Source organism: Microbulbifer variabilis (assembly GCF_052468405.1).
This window is the reverse complement of sequence record NZ_CP174343.1, coordinates 4,603,892-4,630,204: the sequence shown is the minus strand read 5'-3', so window position 1 is coordinate 4,630,204 and position 26,313 is coordinate 4,603,892. Positions and strand designations below refer to the sequence as shown.

Annotated in this window: 27 protein-coding genes; 11 read left to right on the top strand and 16 right to left on the bottom strand. The window is 52.6% G+C overall.

The window, feature by feature from the left end:
• Nucleotides 1-43: 43 nt before the first annotated feature.
• The 4 genes from ACJJJB_RS20855 to epmA all read left to right on the top strand — a co-directional run bounded on the left by ACJJJB_RS20855 (nt 44) and on the right by epmA (nt 3,578).
• Nucleotides 44-754, top strand: a complete 711-nt coding sequence (locus tag ACJJJB_RS20855) for an iron-containing redox enzyme family protein (RefSeq protein ID WP_020411598.1) — start codon at nt 44-46, stop codon at nt 752-754.
• A 167-nt stretch (nt 755-921) separates the two neighbouring features.
• Nucleotides 922-1,716, top strand: a complete 795-nt coding sequence (locus tag ACJJJB_RS20850) for an aldolase (RefSeq protein ID WP_020411599.1) — start codon at nt 922-924, stop codon at nt 1,714-1,716.
• A gap of 282 nt (nt 1,717-1,998) precedes the next feature.
• Nucleotides 1,999-2,571: an elongation factor P gene (gene efp / locus ACJJJB_RS20845; RefSeq protein ID WP_020411600.1), complete on the top strand. Its 573-nt coding sequence runs from the start codon at nt 1,999-2,001 to the stop codon at nt 2,569-2,571.
• A 53-nt stretch (nt 2,572-2,624) separates the two neighbouring features.
• On the top strand, nt 2,625-3,578 hold the full coding sequence (epmA, locus tag ACJJJB_RS20840) for an EF-P lysine aminoacylase EpmA (protein ID WP_020411601.1): 954 nt from the start codon (nt 2,625-2,627) through the stop codon (nt 3,576-3,578).
• A gap of 37 nt (nt 3,579-3,615) precedes the next feature.
• On the opposite strand, the gene ACJJJB_RS20835 is transcribed toward epmA, so the two are convergent.
• The 11 genes from ACJJJB_RS20835 to ACJJJB_RS20785 all read right to left on the bottom strand — a co-directional run bounded on the left by ACJJJB_RS20835 (nt 3,616) and on the right by ACJJJB_RS20785 (nt 13,387).
• Nucleotides 3,616-4,416, bottom strand: a complete 801-nt coding sequence (locus tag ACJJJB_RS20835) for a GNAT family N-acetyltransferase (RefSeq protein WP_020411602.1) — start codon at nt 4,414-4,416, stop codon at nt 3,616-3,618.
• Nucleotides 4,417-4,497: 81 nt separating this feature from the next.
• A complete protein-coding gene (cysE, locus tag ACJJJB_RS20830; protein WP_245556646.1) occupies nt 4,498-5,325 on the bottom strand; it encodes a serine O-acetyltransferase in 828 nt (275 codons plus the stop codon).
• Nucleotide 5,326: 1 nt separating this feature from the next.
• Nucleotides 5,327-6,313, bottom strand: coding sequence for an SrkA family protein kinase (locus ACJJJB_RS20825; RefSeq protein WP_020411604.1), 987 nt, complete (start codon nt 6,311-6,313; stop codon nt 5,327-5,329).
• A gap of 160 nt (nt 6,314-6,473) precedes the next feature.
• The gene (locus tag ACJJJB_RS20820; protein WP_444902326.1) at nt 6,474-6,944 is read right to left on the bottom strand and encodes an ankyrin repeat domain-containing protein; all 471 of its coding nucleotides are present in this window, start codon (nt 6,942-6,944) and stop codon (nt 6,474-6,476) included.
• 54 nt (nt 6,945-6,998) lie between these two features.
• A complete protein-coding gene (locus tag ACJJJB_RS20815) occupies nt 6,999-8,498 on the bottom strand; it encodes a catalase (protein WP_445365421.1) in 1,500 nt (499 codons plus the stop codon).
• 156 nt (nt 8,499-8,654) lie between these two features.
• Nucleotides 8,655-9,038, bottom strand: coding sequence for a DUF6632 domain-containing protein (locus ACJJJB_RS20810; RefSeq protein ID WP_020411607.1), 384 nt, complete (start codon nt 9,036-9,038; stop codon nt 8,655-8,657).
• A 40-nt stretch (nt 9,039-9,078) separates the two neighbouring features.
• Nucleotides 9,079-9,456: a VOC family protein gene (locus tag ACJJJB_RS20805; protein WP_020411608.1), complete on the bottom strand. Its 378-nt coding sequence runs from the start codon at nt 9,454-9,456 to the stop codon at nt 9,079-9,081.
• Between the two features lie 231 nt (nt 9,457-9,687).
• Entirely contained in the window at nt 9,688-10,104 is a 417-nt protein-coding gene (locus tag ACJJJB_RS20800) for a RipA family octameric membrane protein (RefSeq protein ID WP_020411609.1), read from the bottom strand.
• 194 nt (nt 10,105-10,298) lie between these two features.
• Complete coding sequence (acs, locus tag ACJJJB_RS20795; protein WP_282953634.1) at nt 10,299-12,236, bottom strand: acetate--CoA ligase; 1,938 nt, start codon at nt 12,234-12,236, stop codon at nt 10,299-10,301.
• A 242-nt stretch (nt 12,237-12,478) separates the two neighbouring features.
• A complete protein-coding gene (locus ACJJJB_RS20790; protein ID WP_444945802.1) occupies nt 12,479-12,844 on the bottom strand; it encodes a cupin domain-containing protein in 366 nt (121 codons plus the stop codon).
• Between the two features lie 57 nt (nt 12,845-12,901).
• Complete coding sequence (locus ACJJJB_RS20785; RefSeq protein ID WP_444945803.1) at nt 12,902-13,387, bottom strand: 2-thiouracil desulfurase family protein; 486 nt, start codon at nt 13,385-13,387, stop codon at nt 12,902-12,904.
• 180 nt (nt 13,388-13,567) lie between these two features.
• Here ACJJJB_RS20785 and ACJJJB_RS20780 point away from each other — a divergent pair, with 180 nt between their 5' ends.
• Nucleotides 13,568-14,485 carry a polysaccharide deacetylase family protein gene (locus ACJJJB_RS20780; protein WP_444945804.1) on the top strand — a complete coding sequence of 306 codons (918 nt, stop codon included), beginning with the start codon at nt 13,568-13,570 and terminating at the stop codon, nt 14,483-14,485.
• A gap of 44 nt (nt 14,486-14,529) precedes the next feature.
• Here ACJJJB_RS20780 and panD read toward each other — a convergent pair whose 3' ends face one another.
• Nucleotides 14,530-14,916, bottom strand: a complete 387-nt coding sequence (gene panD / locus ACJJJB_RS20775; protein WP_020411614.1) for an aspartate 1-decarboxylase — start codon at nt 14,914-14,916, stop codon at nt 14,530-14,532.
• A gap of 14 nt (nt 14,917-14,930) precedes the next feature.
• Complete coding sequence (gene panC, locus ACJJJB_RS20770; RefSeq protein WP_020411615.1) at nt 14,931-15,779, bottom strand: pantoate--beta-alanine ligase; 849 nt, start codon at nt 15,777-15,779, stop codon at nt 14,931-14,933.
• A 294-nt stretch (nt 15,780-16,073) separates the two neighbouring features.
• Between panC and ACJJJB_RS20765 the strand changes: the two genes are divergently transcribed.
• The 6 genes from ACJJJB_RS20765 (at nt 16,074) to ACJJJB_RS20740 (ending at nt 23,180) form a co-directional block, all read left to right on the top strand.
• Complete coding sequence (locus tag ACJJJB_RS20765; RefSeq protein WP_445365420.1) at nt 16,074-16,775, top strand: DUF6515 family protein; 702 nt, start codon at nt 16,074-16,076, stop codon at nt 16,773-16,775.
• Nucleotides 16,776-17,016: 241 nt separating this feature from the next.
• Nucleotides 17,017-18,939 carry a biosynthetic arginine decarboxylase gene (speA, locus tag ACJJJB_RS20760; RefSeq protein ID WP_353377108.1) on the top strand — a complete coding sequence of 641 codons (1,923 nt, stop codon included), beginning with the start codon at nt 17,017-17,019 and terminating at the stop codon, nt 18,937-18,939.
• Nucleotides 18,940-18,996: 57 nt separating this feature from the next.
• Nucleotides 18,997-20,190, top strand: coding sequence for a saccharopine dehydrogenase family protein (locus ACJJJB_RS20755; protein ID WP_445365419.1), 1,194 nt, complete (start codon nt 18,997-18,999; stop codon nt 20,188-20,190).
• Nucleotides 20,191-20,264: 74 nt separating this feature from the next.
• A complete protein-coding gene (nspC, locus tag ACJJJB_RS20750) occupies nt 20,265-21,458 on the top strand; it encodes a carboxynorspermidine decarboxylase (RefSeq protein WP_445366294.1) in 1,194 nt (397 codons plus the stop codon).
• A gap of 69 nt (nt 21,459-21,527) precedes the next feature.
• Complete coding sequence (gene speB, locus ACJJJB_RS20745) at nt 21,528-22,397, top strand: agmatinase (RefSeq protein WP_445365418.1); 870 nt, start codon at nt 21,528-21,530, stop codon at nt 22,395-22,397.
• 108 nt (nt 22,398-22,505) lie between these two features.
• Nucleotides 22,506-23,180 (top strand): DUF6515 family protein, encoded by a 675-nt coding sequence (locus tag ACJJJB_RS20740; RefSeq protein WP_020411621.1) that lies wholly within the window; start codon nt 22,506-22,508, stop codon nt 23,178-23,180.
• Here ACJJJB_RS20740 and ACJJJB_RS20735 read toward each other — a convergent pair.
• The 3 genes from ACJJJB_RS20735 to rplI all read right to left on the bottom strand — a co-directional run bounded on the left by ACJJJB_RS20735 (nt 23,170) and on the right by rplI (nt 26,313).
• Nucleotides 23,170-24,261 carry a winged helix-turn-helix domain-containing protein gene (locus tag ACJJJB_RS20735; RefSeq protein WP_445365417.1) on the bottom strand — a complete coding sequence of 364 codons (1,092 nt, stop codon included), beginning with the start codon at nt 24,259-24,261 and terminating at the stop codon, nt 23,170-23,172. The two genes, ACJJJB_RS20740 and ACJJJB_RS20735, sit on opposite strands and share 11 nt — an antisense overlap.
• Nucleotides 24,262-24,315: 54 nt before the next feature.
• The gene (gene dnaB / locus ACJJJB_RS20730) at nt 24,316-25,758 is read right to left on the bottom strand and encodes a replicative DNA helicase (RefSeq protein ID WP_445365416.1); all 1,443 of its coding nucleotides are present in this window, start codon (nt 25,756-25,758) and stop codon (nt 24,316-24,318) included.
• A gap of 108 nt (nt 25,759-25,866) precedes the next feature.
• Complete coding sequence (gene rplI, locus ACJJJB_RS20725; protein WP_020411624.1) at nt 25,867-26,313, bottom strand: 50S ribosomal protein L9; 447 nt, start codon at nt 26,311-26,313, stop codon at nt 25,867-25,869.

Below are 26,313 nucleotides of genomic sequence, written 5' to 3'. Positions count from 1 at the left end.
CCTAGCCCTGCAGAAAAATGGAATTACAAAAAGGAAAAATTCGATGGAAATGCAGCTCGAATTACTTGAGGCAAATAAAGATTTACTGATTGAGCAGACCCGCGCTCATCCTTTCCTCAAGCGCTGCCGCGATGGCTCTGTAACCATAGAAGAGCTGAAAATTTTCCTGGTACAACAGGGAATTTACAGTAGTTACTTCGTGCGTTACCTGTGTGCGATGATGGCAAATCTCCCCAGTAATAAAGAGGTTCACGAACTGGCAGAAAACCTGATGGAGGAGCTTGGCCTGGAGCCGGACAGCCCCAAGCCACATGCAGAAATTTACCGTGAAACCCTCGAGCATTTTGGCTTGAGCCTGGAAAATGCGGAAATGCTGCCGGGCACTCAATATTTGATAGACACTATGTTCCAGCACTGTCGCGACCTGCGAGCAAGCTCCGGTCTGGGCGCACTGTGTCTGGGAGCCGAAGCCTTGGTACCGGATCTGTACAGCGATATTGTTGCCGGCTTCCGCTCCTGTGGTATCGCTGACAAACATCTCACCTTCTTCTTGCTGCACATTGAATGTGATGATGGTCATGCAGAAACCATTCGTGACATTATGATCGAGATCGGCAGTCAGGATGCCTCGCAACTCGACGTTATGCTGGATGCAGGCCGCCGCCTGGTACAAGCCCGCCAGCAGTTTTTTGACTCGATCGAAACTGCCTACCACGCCATGACCCCAGAGCAAGTCCAGGCAATCCCTGCCTAAGCCGTGTGTGCCCAGCAACTAAAAAGTAGCTGGGCACTGCACAAGGATGTGAAGGCAATAGCACTAACCCCACACCTGTTGCGATAAATTCAAAATGGGATTTTTCTAGAGGCATTCTGCAAGACAGTGCCCCTCGAAATCCTATGCTATCAGCATTGGAGTACAACATGGCTGAAACACTATCCATGCAAAAACGCGAGCTTATTGAGCGCGCCAGCAAATCCATGAAACTACACTTGGACATGCCCCAATGGTCCCTGCGGGAGAAGCTTGCACTTACCTGCCGCATTTTATTTACTCATGGGCACGATTCCGGTTTGGCAGGGCAAATTACAGCCCGCGCAGAAACCCCGGGCAATTACTATACCCAGCGCCTTGGCTTAGGCTTTGATGAAATTACCGCATCCAACCTGCTCGAAGTCAACGAAGACCTTGATGTCCTGTCCGGTGAAGGGATGGCTAACCCCGCTAACCGTTTTCATACTTGGATTTACCGAGCAAGGCCGGATGTAAAGTGTATTGTGCATTCCCACCCAATTCATATTTCCGCACTGTCCATGCTGGAGCGTCCACTGAAAATTTCCCATATGGACGCCTGCATGTTGTATGAGGATATCGCTTTCCTCAAAGAGTGGCCCGGCGTACCGGTAGGAAACAACGAAGGCGAAATTATTGCGGAGGCAATAGGGGACAAACGTGCCATTCTCCTTGCCCACCATGGTCTGATCATCGCATGTCGCTCGGTGGAGGAAGCCTGCTCCATGGCCCTGCAATGCGAGCGTGCCGCCCAGCTGCAGATGCTGGCGGAATCTGCAGGTACCATTCAGGACATAGCGCCGGAGTTGGGCCGCGAGGCTCACGATTGGATACTGCAGGAAAAGCGCAGCCAGGCAACCTTTGCCTATTACGCCAGGCGCCTGCTGCGGGACATTGATAACACCAGCGATAACCCCCTGAGCTGATACATACTCCTGTCACCCTCTTCAGTCCGCAAGCCTTGCGGTTCGCGGACTGCTTCAAATCTACCACTAGGCCCAGCCGTAGCGCTTCGTTCAAGGCACCCCCCTCCTGTATAATCTCGCCCCATCTTTTCAGGGCTGCCGGTGAATTCTTTGCGCCGGAGCCGAACGAGTCGCTCGCAGCTATCAGATTTGGCGGCAGCCAACAGAGCTACCCGGCCTGAACGGGAAGAAAAACTCGTTAAAAATCATATAGATAAACGACTTATAAGGGCTCTATTTGCTATGGCTAGTTACTCCACCAACGAATTTAAGGGCGGCCTCAAGGTAATGCTGGACGGCGACCCCTGCTCTATCGTGGAAAACGAGTTCGTAAAACCTGGCAAGGGCCAGGCATTTAACCGCGTAAAACTGCGCAACCTGAAGACCGGACGAGTTTGGGAACGTACCTTCCGCTCCGGCGAGAGCCTGGAAAGCGCGGATGTAATGGATCGCGAAATGGAATACCTCTACAACGATGGAGAGTTCTACCATTTCATGGAGCCAGAAACTTTCGAACAGCACCAGGCCAGTACAGATGCCGTGGGGGATGCAGCTAAGTGGCTCAAGGAACAGGATATTTGCACTGTGACCCTTTACAACGGTGTACCACTGGCAGTAACCCCCCCCAATCATGTGATCCTTGAAATCACTGACACCGACCCTGGCCTGCGCGGTGATACCGCCCAGGGTGGCACCAAGCCCGCTACCCTGGCTACCGGCGCCGTAGTTAAGGTGCCCCTGTTCCTGGAGATTGGCGAAACCATCAAAGTGGACACGCGCACCGGCGAATATCTGGGCCGCGCCAAAGAAGACTGATTTTTCCTTCCCTGTGGGCGGCCACCCGGCCGCCCGCTGCCTGAGCCACTTCAATGACTACTGACCTATGGCGCCCCAGCGCCACCATTAAAGCCCTGCGCCAACGCGCCTCGCTTCTAGCAAAGATCCGCCACTTTTTTACCCAACGCCAGATTTTGGAGGCGGACGTACCGGTGCTATCACGCCGCGCTACCAGCGATCCACACATCGAATCTATCAGTGCCCTGTGTATTGGCTCTCCCGCCTACCTCGCCACCAGCCCGGAGTTCGGCTTAAAACGGCTGCTGGCCGCAGGCATTGGCGACTGCTACTACTTGGGCAAAGCCTTTCGTCAGGGCGAGGCAGGTAGCCGCCACAATCCGGAATTTACCATGCTGGAGTGGTACCGCTGCGGTTGGGATGACCACCGCCTGATGGATGAGGTAGCAGACTTACTCCGCAAGGTACTGGGTATTTCCCAGGTGCAATCCCTCAGTTATCGCGCGCTTTTTCAGCGTGAACTACAACTGGACCCCCACAGCGCCAGCGACAGAGAGTTGATCGCCTGTGTCGAACGGGAAGTGGAGTTGTCCTTTACCCCTGTCGAGCGTGCCGAATGCCTCGATCTACTGATGAGTCATCGCCTGGAGCCCGCCATGGGCGAGGGTATTACCCTGCTCTTCGACTTCCCCGCTGACCAGGCCGCACTCGCCAAAGTGATTCCAGACGAACAGGGCATTCCGGTCGCGCGTCGCTTTGAGGCCTATGTCGGAGGGCTGGAATTGGCAAACGGCTACTGGGAGTTGACCGACAGCACCGAACAGCTACGTCGTTTCGAGGCAGACTTGGCCTACCGAAGGGCCCATAACCGCATTGCAAACCCCTTTGAAGAACGCCTGGTTTCTGCCATGCAAGAGGGCATGCCCGAATGTGCAGGTGTGGCTTTAGGGGTGGACCGCCTGTTGATGCTGGCAGGAGGCTATGACTCTATCGAGGATGTCATCGCCTTCCCCATAGAGCGCGCCTAAATTCTACTGATACCTACTCACTAACGTGTACAGTAAGTTAGGGAGAGTAAACATAGCGGGCTACTTCGCCCACAGCAAAAAAACCACAATCCAGAGGCAATTGCTGTTTATTCGCCGGCGCAAGTGCCACCAGGCTGCGATGGTGGCTGGCCTGGGCCTGCTGAAGCAAGTGACGAAAGAGTGCACGGCCGATTCCACGGCTCCGGTATGCCTCTAACGTAACGAGGTCATAAAGACCCAATGCATCGGCGGAGGCAAACAGGCAACCCGCCGCCACTGGGGTACCCTCCAAGCGCGCGAGAACAAACTTGAGCCGCGCACGTTTCTGTTCAGGTATATCTACCAACGCCCGATAAAACTTTTTCAGCTGCGCCCCTTCCTGGACGCTGCCACACCCAGCCGCCTGTACTTCTGCATAGCTGGCGAGATCCTCTTTTTTTACGGGGGATATCACCAATTTTTCATTCTCATCTGCCCCTGCCGCAGCATCCGGGCTGAGGCGCTGGATCTCTGCCGCCATAGCCACTTGCGACTGCCTGCGCTGCAAACCCATTTCTGCCAAGGCGCTGTCATCCTGAGGCTTGGAGGCACTGTGCCAAAGGGTAAAAGGACTGTGGCGCTCAGCAAAATAATCCAGCGCAAACCGTTGCAGTATACGCGGTGGCATTACCGAATTTGAGACCACCTGGTTGAGACGACCCGACAGTAGACCACTATCGCTGCGCACTATTCCGGTGATTTCCTTGGTGTGATTTGGATTGAGTAAGCCCGCACAATAGCTGGCGTGGTTCTCGAGGTTTCGACAGACGAGGTTTTTGGCGCTGAGACTGTATTTCATGGGTACAAGGATAGTTCCATTTATCCGTTTCCCTTGGGAAGAAGTTACCCCGTTGTTTCAATACAAACGGAGTAACAATCGCTACTTTTCCACTTGTGAAAGGGCGCATTGATCCATGGACATAGCCGGCTGGGCACAAGTTGCCGGCCCCTGAACCTTGGCAGGTACCCCAGCCACCAGTGTCTTTTCCGGGACCGGTTTTAGTACCACACTGCCGGAGGCCACCTGGGCACATTCACCCACTTCAATATTGCCAAGTACTTTGCTACCAGCGCCAATCAGGACGCCACAGCGGATTTTCGGATGGCGATCGCCACTCTCTTTACCAGTGCCACCCAGCGTCACCGACTGCATAATGGAGACATTATTCTCCACCACTGCGGTTTCACCGATAACAATACCGGTCGCGTGATCCAATAATATCCCCTCTCCCACCTTAGCTGCGGGGTGAATATCCACACTGAACACTACAGATACCCGATGTTGTAGAAATAATGCCAGTGAGCGGCGCTGCTGTTTCCACAACCAATGTGCCACCCGGTATACTTGCAGCGCGTGGAAACCCTTGAAATATAAAAAGGGCTCAAAAAGGGAGTTACAGGCAGAGTCACGCAAGTAAATAGCATTCAGGTCTGCGCGGGCAGCGTGACCAATACTTGGGTCCGCCTCCAGGGCCTCATCGATCACTTCGCGGATCAACAATGCTGGTGCTACAGCGTTATCCAGTTTATTGGCCAGGTGAAAGCTAAGCGCCGCCTCCAGAGAGCTGTGATTGAGAATAGTGGCATGCAGAAAGCTGGCGAGAATGGGCTCCTGCTCTACTTGCTGCGCTACTTCAGTACGAATTCTTTCCCATAACAGGTCCGTCTTTGCCTCTGCGCAGGTGACATTCATTGCGGGTTTTTCCATGTTAGACCGCTCCCAGTGTCAGTGGAGGTTCCAGCAGCGCTGACTGCTGCTCGCGTAATGCCAGTATATGTTCAGCCCAATAGCGGGCCGTATTGAACCAGGGGAAAGCCTGGGGAAATGCCGGGTCCTGCCAGCGACGTGCCAGCCAGGCAGCGTGATGCATCTGGCGAAGGCAACGCAACGGTTCCACCAGCTGTAACTGCTGGGGATCAAAACGATAGAAGGTTTCATAACCTTCGAGAACCGTGTCCAGGTATGCAGTTTGCTCAGCGCGGTTGCCGGAGATCAACATCCAAATATCCTGGATAGCCGGCCCCATCAGGCAATCATCCAAGTCAACAAACCAGGGGGTGTCATCGCGCCACAGGAAGTTGCCGCTGTGGCAGTCACCGTGCAGGCGCAACAGATCCCAGTCACGCTCAAAAAGTGGGGCCACCTGCTCAATGATATGACCCGTAACGGAGGCATAGGCCTCCCGGTTCTCCAAGGGCAGGAAATCACCACCGAGAATAAATTCGCGGCTGTCGATGGCAAAGTGCTGCAGGGTCAGGGACGGGCGATGGCTAAACGGCTTAGCACTACCTACAGCATGGATGCGTCCAAGCATGGTCCCCACCTGCTCCAGGTGATCAAAATTATCCATTTCCAACTGGCGCCCACCGCGACGGGGAAACAACGCAAAGCGGAAACCTTGGGATTCCAGCAAGGTGCGCCCGTCAAATTGCAGGGGCGCCACTACGGGAATTTCCTCTTCTGCCAATTCCAGGGTGAACTGGTGCTCCTCCAATATCTGCTGATCGCTCCAGCGATCCGGGCGATAAAACTTGGCGATCAGTGGTTCCGTACCCTCAATACCCACCTGGTAAACGCGATTTTCATAGCTGTTTAAAGGGAAAATACGCGCATCAGAGACAAGCCCACTACTCTCAACGCAGTCAATCACCACGTCCGGCGTGAGGGCTTCGTAGGGATGGTGATTCTGGGCCATAGCGGGTACCAACTGGATTGCAGCTGGCTATGCTAACGCGGTGGCAGGGGCGGGGACAAACACTGAATTAGATTGTTGTGCCTGGCTGTGGCCTCAGTAGAAAAATAAGTGCAGTGTTGCCGTTCGGCACTCTGACGTACCAGCCGTGCTCTATGCAATTTTAACCGCCATTTTCCCGCTGTTGCTGCAATAGCTGAACTACGCGGTCGCGGCCAAACACCTTGGCAAAATCCTCTGCAGAGTGCCCAGCTTTATTGGCTTGCTGTGGATCACAATCCTGCTTAAGTAAAGTGCGGGCAAGGGCAAATTCACCGCGGAAAACCGCCGCCATCAGAGCAGTATTCCCACGCCGATCCTGTACACAGGCGTCAGCGCCTTTTTGCAATAGGTAGTTCACCGCCTGCGCATTGCCGTTATAAGTAGCAATCATAAGGGCCGTATAGCCTTTGGAATTGCGAACGTCCAGGGGAAAACCCGCTTCGGAAAATTCACGCAATACTTCAGTATCACCGACCCTGGCCGCAGCAAAATAATACCGGGAGAGTTCGGCAAAACCAGAGCCGGCATTTCCTGGCTCTTCGGCCTGAACACCCAGGGCAAGTAAGAGCAGCGTGGATAATATTGATCTCATAGTTGCATCTCTCAAATATTGCGGGTGACAAAGCCACCCGCTCTCCAGCTAAATTTACTGAACCAGTTTCCTGACTCGAACCAAATCTCCACCAACAGCTTTGGTCAGGCGTTGTCCGTAATCATTGTCGGCTTGGTAGAAGTAGCTCAGCATAATGTGCTTGGTATTGTCATCGCGCACTTTACCCAGATCGCCAGCCAGGTTTTCGATCAGATTCTGGCGTTCTTCCGGGCTCAGACTGCGATAGAAGGCACCCGCCTGAGCAAAAGGCAGCTTCTTCTCAATCGCCTTTTGCTGGGGGCGACCACTTAGAGGTTTACTGCTGTAAAGGCCTTTCGGGTCCTCATTGCGCACATCGATGCGGCTCGGCTGGTAATTCACAGTAGAAGCCTGTTGACCGTAATTGCCTGCTCCATCCTGATTCCAGTTGGTTACCGCCACACGGGGGCGGTTGATCGGCAACTGCTGGTGGTTGGCGCCCAGGCGATACATTTGAGTATCAGAGTAGGAAAACACACGCCCCTGTAACAAGCGGTCTTCAGATGGCTCAATACCGGGAACAATATTGGCTGGCGCAAACGCGGATTGTTCGGTTTCCTGGAAGAAATTAGTGGGCACACGGTTGAGCGTCATAGTGCCGACTTTGGTTTCTTTCACGTCCAACCACATTTTGGTGGCATCTAACGGATTGTAATTAAAGCTGTTCAGCTGCGAGGGCTTCAGCACTTTAATATACAAGTCCCACTGGGGATATTCGCCCTTTTCAATCGCCGCATACATATCGCGGGTAGCATGACTGAAGTCCTTGCTCTGAATTTCCGCTGCCTCTTCCGCAGTCAGGTTTTTAATACCCTGACGGGTTTTCCAATGAAATTTCACATAATTCACATCACCCTTGTCATTAACAAGCTTATAGGCGTGAACGCCCCAGCCATCCATCTGACGCAAATTGGCTGGTGTACCGTAATCGGAATAGACCCAACTCAACATATGGGTGGATTCCGGCACGTGGCTGAAAAAATCAAAGAAGCGATTGGGGTCCTGCTGATTAGTCACCGGGGAGGGCTTCAGCGAATGAACCATATCCGGGAATTTAATCGCATCACGGATAAAAAATACCGGCAGGTTATTCCCTACCAAATCCCAGTTACCTTCTTCTGTATAAAATTTGGTGGCAAATCCACGCGGATCGCGCAGGGTTTCCGGTGAACCCTTAGAGTGAATTACAGTAGAAAAGCGCACAAACACGGGAGTTTTGCTACCGGGCTCAAAGACCGCAGCGCGCGTTAAGTGGCTGATATCCGCTATAGGCACAAATTCACCGTGAACTCCGGTTCCTCGCGCATGCACCACTCTCTCAGGGATACGTTCTCGCGCGAAGCGTTGCAATTTCTGAATTAAGTGCACATCCTGTAATAGGTTACCGCCATTCTCTCCTGCAGTCTGGGAGTTCTGGTTATCACCCACCGGCGCACCATTATCGCGGGTAAGTGTCTCAGCATTGGCGCCTCCTATGAGGCCAATAGTTAATGCAAATAAGGGAAGGTATTTCATCGCTGGGTTTGCCCCTGTAGTTGTTTCTATCACAGGGGAAAAGCTTATAGGGGCGAACAATAAGCTGGAAATTGGACCTTATTATCGTTCTTATAGCGGGGATTAATTGAGAGAGAAAGTTGAATTACCCCAGTGATAATGCCCTCAATTATCCTGTTATTTTTTCACATGCTTGGGCATCAGATACCAAAGGATTACAGCAACCAAATAAAGCGCAGGTATATCTCCCATCAGGTTTTCTCGCTCTGTAACATCAACAAGGGCCTGAATTAACATAATGGTTGCATGCACCAGACTCGACCAAATAGTAAACCAAATTAAGCTGGCATTAGCCGCCGGGTTTTTGGCCGCGCGAATTAGAAATACTCCCAGGGTGGCATATACACCCATTATCATCTGCTCATATTCCGGTTGTCGAGGAGTCCAGCCCCATCCCGCAGGCCATATCCACATCATCATTGGAAAAATAGCCAGAATAAAAATCAAGCCAACAACAACCAGCGCAATAGACAGATACTTGGCGCGAGCATTATCATCCATAAAGCTCTCCAGCAGTTATCAGTAAAGTTAAGCTCTTTAGCTAGCCCTGCAGGTCGCCTGGAAGATGGCAGACCACTTCCAGGTTATTGCCATCGGGATCTAAAACGTAGGCCGCATAGTAGTCTGGATGATACTGCTCATAGACGTCGGGCACACCATTATCGGTGCCTCCGGCCTGGAGCGCGGCCCGGTAGAAATCACGCACCACCTCGCGCTCTTCCGCGCGAAATGCGATATGTAATTGTCCGCTGGCAGGTCCGCTACTATAGATCCAGAACTCAGGTTTATCCGCCCAGCCAAAACCGGCAGAATTATCAAACTCCATCACCAGCTCATATCCCAGAGGAGTGAGGGACTGGCGGTAAAAGTCACTGCTACGCGCAAGGTCCTGAACTGGAATTTTGATATGGTCCAACATGCATAAGCTTCCAAAGTAAAGCAGCGGCAATATCGACAACCTGCAAGATAGTCCAGCGGATTGAAGTTTGCCCTTTTTGGGGAAAATCATGTCGGCTTTTACAGCCTATGAGACTGTCTTTAAGCGAACAAAAAACTCAGTAGAGAATGTCATTGCGTATACAAATCTCAAATAATATATCTAATTTGGCCAGGAAAACTGGCCAGAAAAATTTAGTATTCACGTCATCACCTAAGGGGTGACATACCAATGATGTAATCCATAGGCCGCCACCCCAAAACCAAAGATAAGCTGGCCGACTAGTAGCACACGAAATGCAAACGTATATCGAGCGAGATCCCCCCTGCGTATTGCGTCATTGGAAAAGATCCTGGCTTCCTCTGGAAAATTCTGCTCCAACGTTTTAAGAGCCGGCACAGCAAGTTTAAGTAGTTGACGGCTTCGGATATCCATTAGCCAGAATACAGTTACCAGGATTACCACAAATCCGCCCAGCAGAGCCAGGATAAGGGGATGAAAGTTTTTCTCTACCGCGGTGAAGATGCCCCCCTCGACAAACATAGTTAATACCACAAAGAAATTAAATACCTTGAGTCGCTGATCTGCGGCAAAACGGTAGTGCTCGCAAAGATACTGTCCCTGCTCCAAACGGATTCTCCTTTACTGCATTGAGCAACTGGGCTTACCCCAATCTGCTAAAAGCTTGTCGTTATGTTCAAGCCTTGTCAGCTATAAAATGGCTGTTTTTACTGCCAGTAAAAAAGCCGGGCTAAACCCGGCTTTTGCATTATGTCTCAGCGCGCTATGGCGACTAATCAAAGCATTGATGTGGTAAGTCTCTATTAGCGATTTTCGCGATGCTCTACCAGCTCGTCAACTACTGAAGGGTCCGCGAGTGTGGAGGTATCTCCCAAGTTATCCAGCTCATTACAAGCAATCTTACGCAAAATACGACGCATAATTTTGCCCGAGCGGGTTTTTGGTAATCCAGGTGCCCACTGGATGAAATCGGGCTTGGCAATAGGACCTATTTCTTTGGAACAGAGATCTATCAGCTCCTGATGTAGCGCATCAGAGGGAAGGCACCCTGACTTCAAAGTAACAAAAGCATAAATGCCCTGCCCCTTAATATCGTGGGGATAGCCAACGACTGCCGCTTCCGCCGTATCATTGTGCAATACCAGGGCACTCTCAATTTCCGCAGTGCCCAGGCGGTGGCCGGACACATTCAATACATCATCTATGCGGCCTGTAATCCAGTAGTAGCCATCCTCATCCCTGCGCGCCCCATCGCCGGTGAAGTAATAACCGGGATACATGGAGAAATAGGTATCGATCATGCGCTGGCGATCTCCGTAAACTCCACGAATTATTGAGGGCCAGCTTCTCTTGATCACCAAAGAACCCTCACCTACACCATGAATTTCCCTGCCGTTCCCATCTAAAAGCGCCGGCTGGACACCAAAGAATGGCTTGCTAGCGGAGCCGGGTTTAAGTGCCAGAGCTCCAGGCAGAGGGGTGATCATATGGGCACCAGTTTCAGTCTGCCACCAGGTGTCCACAATTGGGCAGCGCTCATCGCCAACTACCTTGTAGTACCACTCCCAGGCCTCCGGATTAATCGGCTCACCAACGGTACCCAGCAGACGTAATGAGCTTCGATCCGTACCTGTTACAAATTTATCACCGGCTCCCATCAGCGCGCGAATTGCTGTCGGCGCCGTGTAAAAGCTATTTACTTTGTGTTTATCTACAACCTGCCAGAACCGGGATGCATCGGGGTAAGTGGGTACTCCCTCAAACATTAAACTCGTAGCGCCAGCGCACAGGGGTCCATAGACGATATAGCTGTGTCCTGTGATCCAACCAACATCAGCAGTACACCAAAAAACCTCGCCCTCTTTGTAATCGAATACATATTTGAAAGTCATAGTGGCCATCAATAGATAGCCAGCAGTGTTGTGTAAAACTCCCTTGGGCTTTCCAGTGGATCCGGAGGTATACAAAATAAAGAGAGGGTCCTCTGCGCCGATAACTTCTGGCGGACAGTCACTTTCCATTTCGACCACGGACTCGGCATACCAGATATCCCGCTTACTGTCCCAGTCCACCGCTGTGCCCGTATGTTTAACCACTATCGCCGTATGCACATTGGGGCAGTCTGCCAATGCTTTATCCACATTGGCTTTCAGGGGCACTCGCTTGCCGCCGCGGACCGCTTCATCAGCAGTAATCACCAGGCGACAATCGGAATCGAGGATGCGATCTTTCAGGGATACCGGGGAGAAGCCACCAAACACGACCGAGTGCACCGCACCGATACGGGCACAGGCGAGCATAGCGTAGGCTGCCTCGGGGATCATCGGCATATAGATACAAACCCGATCCCCTTTTTTAACCCCTCGGGACTTCAGTAGATTGGCCAGCCGACACACATTTTCGTATAGGCTTTGGTAGCTGATTGCCTTGCTGTCCGCGGGATCATCCCCTTCCCAAAGAATCGCTGTCTGCTCGCCACGGTTGGCCAGATGTCGGTCAATACAGTTCACGGTTACGTTTAACTGACCATCAGAGAACCAGGCGGCGTGGCCTTTGTGCAGATCCTCCTCAAGAACTTGCGTAAACGGCTTGTCCCACTGCAAAAAGTCCTTGGCCTGTTGCGCCCAAAATGCCTCTGGGCTCTCCACCGATTGGCGGTACATTCTTTCGTAGTCTTCAGCGCTAATAAGCGCGTTGGCAGCAAAACTGGGGGGAACCGGGCGGGTATGCACTTCAGACATCATCCTCTCCTTTATTATTAGCGCAGCAAGGCCAGCTTAGAGAAACCTGAAATTATTAGAGCTTTATTCTTGCCACTTTATAACATAGCCACTGCGAAATAATCTCCACATCTCACAGCCCAGTGTATTGGTGGCGATAATTCTATGCAGGCCCTGTAAGATAAAGCCACAATAAAAAAGAGGGTAATGGAATAAAATCGGTTAATAAATCGCCTGTTTATTGCAGAAAATGCAGATACCGATTAAATCCAGATATCATTTTCAGCAGTTAACTCTCCACAGGCATCACCGGTATTAACAACCCCTTTGGGCTCAATCAGCAGGACTTCACATTCCTGTTCAGCCTTAGGTTTATGCTCCACACCTTTAGGCACTACTGTCACCTCACCGGGCCCCAGAGAAATGACACTATCACGAAATTCAATCTCCATATTGCCCGAAATTACAATAAATACTTCATCGGTATCGGGATGATCATGCCAGGTAAACTCCCCTTGGATTTTCACCAGTTTTAACTGGTAATCATTCATCTGGGCAATTACCTTAGGGGACCAGTGTTCCGAGAAAAGACTCAGCTTTTCTTTAAAATTGACAACTTCAGAACTCACTTTTTGATGCCTAGTTATCATTGGTCTAAATTTATTTATGCTCAAAACTCAATTTGGTCAAGAAGAACCAATAAGTTTTCTGAGAATACCCACAGTATGCTGGCTAAATACCTGTATTCCCGATTTTTCAAGAAGCGCAGATACGACACCAACACCGACTATTTTCTTTCCTGAAAAACTGCCATCGTAAATATAACCGCTGCCGCAAGACGGACTGTTTTCAGTAAGCACTGCATAACGAATATTATGTCGACGACATAGTTTGAGGGCCAGTTTAGCCCCCAACAAAAACTGGTCGGTTAAATCTTTTTTTTCGCTTCCTATAACTCTGGCTGCACCCGTTAAAATGTCTGCTCCATTACCACCGCTGATCTCCGCCGGCGCTCTCGGAATAGGCAGTCCGGCCGCAACTTCCGGACACAGAGGAACTATCTCCTGGGTTTCCACAAGCCAATCAAAATCACTGTTGTAGACCTCAACATCACTACCGTTGTAACGCACGGCACACCCCAGGAGGCAGGAACTAACTAGTATTTGGGTCATATACACCTGCGGCCAAAGTAGACACAATAGGGAATCCAGTTCAATGGTCAGTGTACTTTAGATTACACGGTGAGGATAAGTTGCCTGGCAAGCAGATTGAGACAGAAAGCCTGATTAGCAAGACAGGTCAACCCGGTCCTAGCGAACTGCCCATACATAAACTCATTAGAGACAGAAATCATGCAGCGTTCAATCTTATTGTTGATAATCTGCCTGTTAACAACCCCTGTGGCTAACGCCAAGCAACTGGCAATTACATTCGATGATGCCCCTCGTAAAGCCGATGGCTACTTTGATGGACCAACCCGAACCAAAACGTTAATTGATAGCCTGAAAGAGCATCAGATTGGCAAAGTGACCTTTTTTTCCAATACCCGGTTCCTGGACAAGGAAGGCTTGGAGCGAATGCGCCTATACGACAGAGCCGGACATATTATTGGCAATCACACTCACAGCCATCCAAACTTTCTAAATACAGAGCTACCCACCTACCAGAAGGAGTTTCTACAGGCACACCAGTTACTCCAGCAATTTGACAATTTTAAGCCTTATTTTCGCTTCCCCTACCTGCGCGAAGGGGAGACTGTCGAAAAACGGGATGGCATGCGAAACCTGTTGCAGGAACATAATTATCTCAATGCCTATATCACCTTAAATAATTACGACTGGTATATCGAAGAGCTTTTCCAAACGGCAGTGAAAGATGGGAATCCGGTTGATTTGGAGAGACTCTCCAACTTTTATGTCGACGTCCTTATGGCAAGTATTAATTACTACGATGATATGGCAATTAAATATCTCGGACGTTCACCCAAACACGTAATATTGCTGCATGAAATGGATATCACAGCACTGTTTATTGGCGATCTGGCTCAGCGACTAAGGCTGGAAGGGTGGGAAATAATTTCTTTGGAAGAGGCCTATCAGGACCCCATCGCTGATTACCAACTCGGTCAACCAATTAAATACAACCCCGGCAGAATTGGCGAAATCGCTCTAGCTAAAGGACAAAAGAAAAACCTCTGGCATTACACCCTGGATGAGTCCTACCTGGAAAAGAGGTTTAAACAGGAAGTGTTATTAATGTCTGGTCAATAAGCGGCAGAGATGCTACAGGGCACAACGCCCTGTAGCGAGAAGAATCAGGCTTCCGCTAACTGAACCGGAATAGTATTAGTGCTGCGCTCAACCTTGTTTTTCTCATCCAGGTAGACCAGCTTGGGCTTATGGCTATCAGCCTGTTCCTCGGTCATCTGCGCATAGGAAGCGATAATAATACGATCGCCCACCTGGACACGGCGAGCTGCAGCCCCATTCATAGAGATGATTCCTGAGCCGCGCTCGGCCAGGATTACATAGGTATGAAAACGCTCACCATTACTCACATTATAAATATCGATTTTCTCGAATTCGCGCAGACCGGCCAGCTCCACCAGCTCTCCATCAATTGCGCAGGAGCCGTCATACCAGAGTTCAGCCTGGGTCACCGCGGCCATATGCAGTTTGCACTTCAACATTTCGATTTGCATAGTTGGATGCCCCTTTAAAGTTCCAGGGAAACGTTGTCGATCAGGCGTGCAGCGCTGGTATACATCGCTCCCAGAATCGTAATTTGTTTGTCGTCATCTGCCGCCGGCTGTAAATCCTTGCTATAGCAGATGGAGAAATAATCTACGCGAAAACCGCTATCTTCTATACGCTTGCGCGCCTCTTCTTCAAGGGCGGCAAAGTCCCGACGCCCCGCAATGATCTCGTCTTTTGCCCAGTTCAGCGACTGGTTCAACACAGAAACCTTGGGCCTCTCATCCACCGTGATATAACCATTGCGGGAACTCATCGCCAGGCCATCCACCTCCCGGTGCACCGGGGCCGCAACAATTTCCACTGGCATGCACAGGTCTTCCACCATGCGGCGAATCACCGCCAATTGTTGGAAATCCTTGATGCCAAATACGGCCTTATCCGGCTGTACAATATTGAAAAGCTTGGCCACTACCGTCGTCACCCCTTCGAAGTGACCGGGACGGCTGGCACCACAAAGTACATCGGTCATAGCCGGGCAAACCACACGGGTCTGCTGATCCATGCCATTGGGGTAGATTTCGTTCTCATCAGGATGAAACAGGAAATCACACCCGGCTTCGCGCAACCTGGCCATATCCCGCTCCATGGTACGCGGATACTTGTCCCAATCCTCGTTCAGGCCAAATTGCAGGCGGTTAACGAAGATAGACACCACTACCAGATCGCAATGTTGCTGGGCAATCCTGACCAGTTCTATATGGGCATCGTGAAGGTTGCCCATCGTAGGCACGAACCCAACGGTCTTGCCGTCCCTGCGGGCTTTGGCCAGCGTCTCGCGCAGGCTCGCTACGTGGTGGAAGACTTGCATCTCTCTACCGCTCACTGTGAATCAGCGCGGCATAATACTCGCTGCGACCGGGTGTCTCAACAGAGCAAAAATCGCCGCTATCTATAGGTTTCCGACGAGTGTACCGCTCAACTCCCCAGATTGGAGAAAACATTGACAAATGGATTGTCAGTCACCCCCATCAGCTGCCTTTCTTTTGACTAGGTCTGCCTACAGTTCAGGAAGTGTTCAGACCCGCCAAGGCAAACTGCCCGCCAAGATACACAAAAGACCTCAAACGACATAACAGAGCCACTCGTGCTCGGGAGTGCTGCCATGAGACACCTTGCTACCGCCATCGCTACTGCGGGCTTGCTGCTGATAGCAACCCCAGCGCTGTCCGAAGTCAACCAGGGATACCAGCGTGCAATAGACCACGACCATCATGGGCAAGGGAGAGCTCAACGTGAGCAGCGTCATTTTGAGCGCAGCCATAAAAAGCATCACGATAAGCACTACGATCGCCAGCAGGAAAAAAAGCGTCGCAGGCAGGAGCGCAAGAAAGAGCAGCGCAGACAACAGCGCAGGGAAGAACGCAAACATCGCCGCGAAATTCGCCATGCTTACGATGATGGCTACAACAAAGGCTACAAGAAAGGCCACAGAAAAGGCCATCGGCATGGGCATCGCGCGGCTCATAGGCCCCTTTACCGCCACGGTTATCGCGGTCATCGCCCCCACCACCGTCCGACGCACTATGGTTATGGCTATCGCTGGCGCCACCTGCCTCGCAACTTCGTCAGTATTAGCATCGGTGCAGCCGGCTTCTATTACAGCGAGGGTATTTTTTACCGCCCGGCATCCCACGGCTATGTGGTAACCCATGCGCCCCATGGAGCCATAGTACACAGTTTGCCAGCCTCAGCACTCACCGTGATTGTCGGCGGCTACAACTACTACGTCGCTTACGATACCTACTATCTGTGGGACGATGTACGACGCGGTTACCGTGTAGTGCCACGACCCGGCCTGCTATAGCCCAATACCACCCCCCCACTCCTGCGGCCCTCGGGCCGCTTTTTTATTCCCCCTACTTCCATACCCCTCAAATCCGATCAAAAATTCAGCATTGTCACAGCACGCAAATACCTCTCAAATTGACTGAGTAATCATTTGGTTTTGCCGTATCAAAAATTAGCGTTTTTTTATCTATAGTTATTGCTTTCCAGCCCTGCTGGGCCCAAGATTCGCGCCCGCCAAAGGTCAACAGAAAGGCGCCATGAAACAGCAACAAGTAAAAGATTGGACTTGCGAAGATTCGGCCGAACTCTACGGCATCCGCAACTGGGGCGCCGGCTATTTCGATCTAAATGAAAACGGTGAAATTTCAGTTCAGGTAGAGGGCCAAAACGGAGAGTCCTACAGTGTTTCCCTGATGGAGATTGCCCGCGGCGCCACCGAACGCGGCCTGGGCATGCCGCTGTTATTGCGTATCGAAAACCTGCTCGATGCTCAGATCGCCCGCATCAACGAATCCTTTGCTCGCGCTATCGACAACTGTGGCTACAGCAACGTATTCCGTGGAGTCTTCCCCATCAAAGTAAACCAGCAATGTCAGGTAATCGAGGAGATCGCCACTGCTGGCAGTCACTTTAACCACGGTCTGGAGGCCGGCAGCAAGGCGGAGCTAATTGCGGCGCTATCTATTCTGGATAACACCGAATCCCTGATTGTCTGCAACGGCTACAAGGACGAGGAATTTATTAACCTCGGCCTGCAGGCACAGCGCCTGGGTATACAGGTTTTCTTTGTAGTGGAAACCCCCTCCGAAGTAGAGACCATTATTCGTTGTGCGGAACGCGAGCAGGTACGACCCAATATCGGCGCGCGGGTGAAACTCGCCTCCAAAGTGGGGGGCTATTGGAATGCCACCAGCGGCGACCGCAGTATCTTCGGGTTGGGCAGTAACGACCTGATTGCCATGGTCGACCAATTGCGCAATCACGATATGCTGGATTGTCTCAAGCTACTGCATTACCACCTGGGCTCACAGGTACCGAATATCCGAGATATTCGCACCGGTGTGCTGGAAGCCTGCCGCTACTATGCCGACCTTGTGGAGGAAGGAGCCCCCATGGGTTACCTGGACCTGGGCGGCGGCCTGGCAGTGGACTACGACGGCACGAAAACCAACTACACACACTCCAAGAACTATTCCCTGGATGAGTACTGTGTGGATGTTGTGGAAGCCATTATGGGCACCCTCGACAGTGAGGGCGTGGCACACCCGGTGATTATTACCGAGTCTGGTCGCGCCACTGTGGCATACTCCTCAGTGTTGCTGTTCGATATCCTCGATACCACCCGTTTTGAACCGGTGGAGCTCGAACATACCAAGATCAGTGACGGCGATCACCAGATGCTACTCAACCTGCAGGATGCGGTGCGCAATATCACTCCAAAAAACCTGCAGGAAAGCTACAACGATGCCCTCTATTACCGCGATGAATTGCGCTCCCTTTACCTGCATGGCCAGGTGAGCCTGCGCGAACGCGCCAATGCGGAAAACCTGTTCCTGCAGGGCGCCCAGGAAATTCGCAAACTGCTCGATGAGGCTGAGGAAATCCCAGCGGATCTACAGGCCCTACCAGAAGTTCTGTCGGATATTTACTACGCGAATATGAGCGTATTTCAATCGGTGCCGGATATCTGGGCCATCGACCAGGTGTTCCCTCTTCTGCCGGTCCACCGCTTGAACGAAGCACCAACACGTTCAGCCATCATTGCCGATATCACTTGTGACTGCGACGGCAAGATCGACCGTTTTATTGGCCGCGAAAAAGAACAGAAAACTCTGCCACTGCACGAGCTAAAAGAAGGTGAGGACTATATCCTCGGAACCTTCCTGATCGGCGCCTATCAGGAAACCCTTGGCGACCTGCACAACCTGTTTGGCGATACTAACGTAGTGAGCGTGCGAATCCAGGACGATGGCAGTATCGACTTCAGCCACGAGATTCACGGCGATAGTATTTCAGACGTACTGAGTTACGTAGAATACCAGCCCAAAGTGCTGTTCGAGCGCTTCCGTCGCCTGGCGGAGCGTGCGGTAAAACAGGGGTTGATTACCGCCGCGCAGCGCAAGCAGATCCTACAGACCTATACCGCTAGCATGAGCGGTTACACCTATTTTGAAAAATAAGGCCCTGCGCCTTTGAGAAGATAGCGGCAAGAAAAGCTGCAGATTGAGGAGACCTTTATGGCCAACGTACTGATCATCGGCGCCGGCGGCGTCGGCCAGGTTGTTGCGCACAAATGCGCCCAGGTTGCGGATGTATTTGAGAATATCACCCTGGCCAGTCGCACCAAGAGCAAGTGTGACAAGATTGCAGCCATGCTGCCGCGCAAAATCGATACTGCCGAAGTAGATGCAGACAACGTACCTGAGCTGGTCAAATTGATCGAGAAAGTGAAGCCGGACATGGTGATCAATGTGGCCCTGCCTTACCAGGATCTGCACATCATGGATGCCTGCCTGGAAACCGGCGTCCACTACCTGGACACCGCCAACTACGAGCCGCCGGAAGAGGCCAAGTTTGAATACAAATGGCAGTGGGCCTATCAGGAGAAGTTCGAGAAGGCCGGCCTGATGGCACTGCTGGGCAGCGGTTTCGATCCCGGTGTAACCAGTGTATTTACCGCCTACGCCAAGAAGCACCATTTCGATCGTATCCAAACCCTGGATATTCTCGACTGTAATGCCGGCGACCATGGCCTGCCGTTCGCTACTAATTTCAATCCGGAAATCAATATCCGCGAGATTTCCGCCAACGGTCGCTACTGGGAGAACGGCCAGTGGGTTACCACCAAACCAATGGAAGAGAAACGTATCTTCAACTTCCCAGAAGGTATCGGTGACAAAGACATCTACCTGCTGTATCACGAAGAGCTTGAGTCCCTGTCCAAGCACTTCCCCGAAATCGAGCGCGCGCGCTTCTGGATGACCTTTGGGGAAAGCTACCTGAAGCACCTGGAAGTACTGCAAAACGTCGGCATGACCAGCATCGAGCCTGTGCAATTCCAGGGCCAGGAAATTGTGCCTATCCAGTTCCTCAAAGCCATGCTGCCTGATCCCGCCAGCCTGGGACCGCTGACCAAAGGCAAGACCTGCATCGGCAACATTATCCGGGGCACCAAAGACGGCAAAGAAAAGATCTACTACGTCTACAACACCTGCGACCATCAGGATTGCTACAAAGAAGTGCAGTCCCAGGCGATATCCTACACCACCGGCGTACCCGCTATGATCGGTGCCAAAATGATGATGGAGGGCAAGTGGATGAAGCCGGGTGTATGGAATATGGAGCAGTTGGACCCAGACCCCTTTATGGACGACTTGAATAAGTACGGCCTACCCTGGCAGGAAACCTGGTTGGATAAACCCTTCCAGTAATTGTGCACTTTTCCGCATACTCCTAGGGATGGGCGTCAGTGCCCATCCCGTCGCATCAGGATATAACGCCACCCATGGACCTCACTCCCCGCGTAGATTATTTCGGTCACTTTGATCCCCACCGCGTACCCTCCCCCTGTTTTGTCGTCGATGAAACTGCCTTGCGCGATAATCTGGCAGTACTCGCCGATGTACAGGAGCGTAGCGGAGCCAAGGTACTCGCCGCTCTCAAGGCCTTTTCCATGTTCAGCACAGGGCCGATCGTGGCTGAGTACCTGTCTGGCACCTGCGCCAGTGGTTTGTATGAGGCCAGGCTCGGCTTTGAAGAATACGGTGGTCGTGACCAGGGCAAAGAAGTACATGTATTCAGTGCCGGCTACAAAGATGAAGAGCTGCATGAAATACTGCAGTTTGCCCACCATGTAATCTTCAATTCCTTCTCCCAGTGGAAGCGCTATCGGGAGCTGTGCTTGGAAATGCAAAAGCAGCGCCCGGAATTGCGCTTCGGTTTGCGTATCAACCCTGAGCACTCGGAGGGCCACACCGATCTCTACGACCCCTGTGCTCCCTGCTCACGCCTGGGCATAGTGCGCTCCCTGTTCGAAGACGAATCCCTGGAAGGTATCAGCGGTCTGCACTTCCACACCTTATGCGAGCAGGATTTCAAACCACTGGAGCGCACCATCGCCGCGGTGGAGGAAAAGTTTGGCGATCTGCTTCCACAGATGGAGTGGATTAATTTCGGCGGCGGCCACCATATCACCCGCCGCGATTATCAGGTGGATGAGTTGGTTGAAGCCGTGCGCAGCTTTTCCAACAAGTACGATGTGCAGGTTTACCTTGAGCCGGGTGAGGCCATCTCACTATTTGCCGGTATTCTGGTAGCAGAAGTGGTGGATACCGCCTGGAATGGCCAGAATCTGGCCATTCTTGATGCCTCCGCAACCTGCCATATGCCGGATGTCCTGGAAATGCCATACCGCCCTGAAATTACCGGTGCTGCGCGCCCCGGTGAGCTGCCCCACACCTATCGCCTGGGTGGACAGAGCTGCCTGGCCGGAGACAGTATCGGTGAGTACAGTTTTCACGATCCACTCCGGGTCGGAGAGCGCCTGGTATTCGAGGAAATGGCTTACTACACCATGGTGAAAACCAACACATTCAATGGTATTCCCCTACCTGCCATAGCCCTGTGGAACTCGGAAACCGACGAGCTGAAAATGATCAAAAGCTTTGACTACGACGATTTCAAGGGACGGCTCTCTTAAGCGTCTGCCGATCGAGATTAAGATGCGGTGGGTCTCACAGAGACCCGACCCACTGAGGAACGAAATTTAATGTCAGAAAAAAATTATCCCATTTTTCTCGGCTCCGAAATTGAGCAGCCGAAACCGGAAGATGCGCTCTTTCATATCATCCCTATACCCTATGAAGAAACCGTCTCTTACGGCGGTGGTACCGGTAAGGGCCCAGCCTCCATCCTCGAGGCCTCCTGGCAGCTGGAGACTTTCGATAACTTCTCCAATCCATGTGATCTGGGCATCTACACCCGCCCACCCGTATCGGTTTCCGGTCCTGCAGAGCAGGTGATGGATAATATCGCCACAGTAACCAAGGAGGTGCTGGCACTGGGAAAAATGCCGGTAGGCATCGGCGGCGAGCATTCAGTGACCTGGGGCATTATCAAAGGTCTGCTGGATGCCGGAGAAACTGACTTTGGCGTAGTGCAAATTGATGCCCACGCCGACTTGCGCGATCGCTATGAGGGCCATAAACATAGCCATGCCAGTGTTATGCGCCTGGTGGTAGAGGCCGGTGTGCCCCTGTTCCAGCTGGGAATTCGCGCCTATTGCGAAGAGGAGATGCAGGCGCGCAAGGACTACAACGTGGGGTACCTGGACGCTCACCAGCTGGTACCCAACAACATACAGGAATTCCAGTTACCGGACAATTTCCCCAAAAAAGTCTTCTTTACTCTGGATGTAGATGGTATGGATCCATCGGTCTTCCCATCCACCGGCACTCCGGTCCCCGGCGGCCTCGGCTGGTACCAAACCCTCAACTTGTTCGAGTCTGTGGCACAGCAAAGAGAGATAATTGGCTTCGATCTGCTTGAATTCGCGCCGATCGAGGGCTTTCATGCCTACGACTTCGCCGCTGCACAGCTAATGTACAAACTGATGGGTATCATCCAGCGCAACCGCTGACCAAGGCTCCACTCCGGCGCTTTGACAATTCTTAACTAATTATCCTGTCTTTGCTGTCAGAATAAGGGTTAGTATGTCGGTGTGAGTAATCACTTCGCTGGAGAGACTGTGAACAAGTTGAATTTAGTTCTTGGCGCCAGTGCCTTCATTGCGCTGGCGGCTTTTGCATTTAGCCCCTCTGCAGATGCACGCGGCTATGAGCGCGGGGGCGATCACCACCATCACCGAGGTGGTGGCTACTATCGCGGCCCCCGTGTTTCCGTTGGGTTTATCGCTCCCATATTACCCAGGGGCCATGTTCGCGTTGCCGTAGGCGGGCACCCTTATTACTACCACGGTGGACACTTCTATCGCCATGGCCCAAGGGGTTATGTCGTCGTTAATGCGCCTCTGGGTGCTTCAGTTGTAACACTGCCAAGTAGAGCCGTGCAGGTTCAAGTGGGGGGGGCGACCTACTACCGATATGCTGATGCCTATTACCAGTGGGTTCCTGCCAGCCGTACTTATGTGGTGGTAGCACCACCGGCTCCCGTCGCTGTAGTACCGGTTCCAGCGCCAGTAGTAGCCGTCCCAACAGTGGCTCCGGCTCCCGCTCCGGCCACAGTTCCCGCCACCCCAAATCCAGGCCCCGACGGTTTTCAGCCTGGCCAGGTAGTGGAAACTCTACCTACAGGTTATGCAGCTGAGATCATCAATGGCATTCAGTACTACCGCTATGGCGGTAACTATTTTATGCCTACCCAGCGCGATGGTCGCGAAGTCTACGTAGTCGTCAAGCTGTAAGCGCTGTTTCGCTTTCCAGCCCGTGAAAGCGGGCAAACTGCCCCAGAGCCCGGTGGTAACTCGCCTCGAGAGACACGCCGGGCTTTTCTTTCCAGTGCTGACTCTCTACCCGCAACAACCCCGCGTCCCGGTCAGCCTTCAGATCAACGAGCCCCACAAATCTGTCTCCGTATAAAATCGGCAGGCAGAAATAGCCGTAACGGCGCTTAGCCGCCGGTACATAGCACTCCAGCTGGTATTCAAAACCAAACAGGCGGCGCAAGCGCTTGCGCTGCAATATCAAAGGGTCAAAAGGCGATAAAAGCCGCACCTTGCGCGATGGTCGCCCCAGGCTCTGCTTCAACTGTTCGGTCAGTACCAGCTCTTTACCATGGGGGGTCAGCTCTCCAGTTGCCAACATGCTATCTGCTGCCAGCTGAATAAGAGGTTTATCTTCCCGGCGCAGGTAGGCAATTTCCTCGATGCGGCCAATACCTTGGCAGCCAAGAAAAGTGCGCACCAGATGGCTGCCATATTCCAGCTTCGAAGCGGCTTGGGTCAGTGTATTTGCCGGCAGTATCCGCTCCGAAAGATCGAAGATTTTTTGAAAGCCCTCACGGTGGCTGACCATCAATTCACCTTCGTGAAACAGCTGCTCAAGGGCTTTCTTTTCATCGGACCACTCCCACCACCCGCTTTTGGTGCGCACAAAATCACTGGCCCGCAAAGCGCCTTCATCACGCACTCGATCCAGCACATAGCGACATAACTTGGCGTTTTTCTCAAACCAGTGGCGCTGGCCCGCGCGAATACGATCCATACGCACCCGCGCATAGGGGTAGTGGGCCATTGGCAGATAGGCGGCGGCGTGGGACCAGTATTCGAAAATTTCACGACGCTGCTCCGCTTCAGCCAGGTGTGATTCGCGGTAACGGGGCAAGCGAATGTAAAGCTGGTGATGGTGGGCCCTGGTAATTCGCTGGATAGCATCAAGCTGTAAAGCGCCCAGGTGTTGCAATAGCCGTGAAAGTCCCTCATTCCAGGGGCTGTGGATAAACTGTTTCTGCAGCACCAAGGCGCGAATCTTTTGCTCGGATAACAATATATGACCCCCTTGGATCCCGATGCTCGGCAGCCCCAAACTTAGCGGAAGGGATTACTCGCCCTGGTAGTATTCCGCCGCCAAGTTATCGAAGCGAGTATATTTACCGACAAAGGCCGCGCGGCAGGTACCAATCTCACCGTTACGCTGCTTGCCGATAATCAGCTCAGCCATGCCTTTGTCCGGGCTGTCCTCGTTGTAGTACTCGTCTCGGTAGATAAACAGGATTACGTCTGCGTCCTGCTCAATCGCCCCAGATTCCCGTAGGTCTGAGTTCATCGGTCGCTTGTTGGGGCGCTGTTCCACCCCCCGATTGAGCTGCGACAGAGCAATCACGGGGCATTCATATTCCTTTGCCAATGCCTTGAGAGAGCGGGAAATCTCAGAGATCTCCTGGGTACGCCCCTCGGTAGTGCCCTTCACCTGCATCAGCTGCAGGTAGTCCACCATAATCATGGCGGGCATACTCTTGGCCTCTGCATCCTCACGGCTCAGCTTGGGATTCTCACGCATTAATTTATTGATGTGATCGCGCACGGTGCGCTTGGTGCGCGCGCGTACTTCACTGGGACTGAGCGCCGGGGTATCGTCAATATACAGCGCCTTGCCCTTCATCTTCTGCACAGCGCTGGAGAGCTTGGGCCAATCCTCTTCCTGCAGCTTGCCGTTCCTGATTCTCCCTTGGTCGATACGGCCAATGGAGGACAACATCCGCATCACCAGGCTATCCGAGGGCATCTCCATACTGAAAATCAGCGTCGGGCGCTCCTGCAGTAACATGGCGCTCTCAATAAAATTCAACGCCAACGCGGTCTTGCCCATGGAAGGACGCGCCGCGAGAATAACCAGTTCTCCCGGTTGCCAGCCGGAGGTGCGCTGGTCCAGTTCGGTGAGACCGGTGCTGAGGCCGGTGATATCGCCCTCGGTCTTGAATAGCTCGTCGATACGCTCGACAGTCTTCTTCAGCAGGGTATCCACACCGACGAAGCCGCCATCTTTGGCACGCCCCTCGGCAATTTCCGCTACCCGGCGCTCGGCCATCTGCAACAGATCGGCAGAGGCGAGGCCACCGGGGTTAAAACTGGTGCGGCTGATCTCACCGGCAGCGGCGATCAGCTGGCGCAGCATGGAGCGCTCTCGCACTATCTTGGCGTAGGCGACGATGTTTGCTGCGGAGGGAGTATTCTCGGCCAATTCCGCCAGGTAGACAGGGCCACCTACTTCACCGAGCAGATCGCGGCTGGTGAGGCCTTCAGCGAGAGTGACGATATCCAGGGGCTGCTCGCCATCACTCAGCTCGCGCATGACCGCAAAAATCTTGCGGTGGCTGGCACTGAAAAAGTCCTCTTCACTCAGCTGTTCGGCAACGGCATCGATACGGCCCGGGTCCAGCATCAGACCACCCAGCACTGACTGTTCCGCCTCTACCGAATGCGGTAGCGGTGAACTCCCCTCACTGTGGATCTCTTCTTCAGGATTGGCGTATTCGTCGATCATTGGACTTTACTGTATTCCAGAAACAAAACAGGCGCTGACCCGACAGGGAGCAGCGCCCGATTGTAGCGCGGCCGGCGCTCAAGGCACCAACCACTCGTCAGCAAAACCTTACTCGGCTTCGATAACGACTTTAACTGCAGCAATTACGTCAGAGTGCAGCTGTACGTCTACATCGTACTCACCCACTTCGCGCAGAGCGCCTTCCGGCAGCTTCACTTCAGCTTTAGCTACTTCAACGCCACCAGCGGTGATCGCTTCAGCGATATCGCGGGTGCCGATAGAACCGAACAGCTTACCTTCGTCGCCAGCGTTAGCTGCGATGGTAACAACCAGGTCGGCCAGTTTGGTAGCACGGCTCTCAGCTTCAGCCAGCTTAGCGGCAGCAGCGGCTTCCAGTTCAGCGCGCTTAGCTTCGAACTCAGCAACGTTAGCTGCAGTAGCCGGAATTGCTTTACCAGTCGGCAGCAGGAAATTGCGGCCAAAACCGGCTTTAACATCAACGCGGTCACCCACGTTGCCCAGTTTGCCTACTTTATCGAGCAGAATAACTTCCAT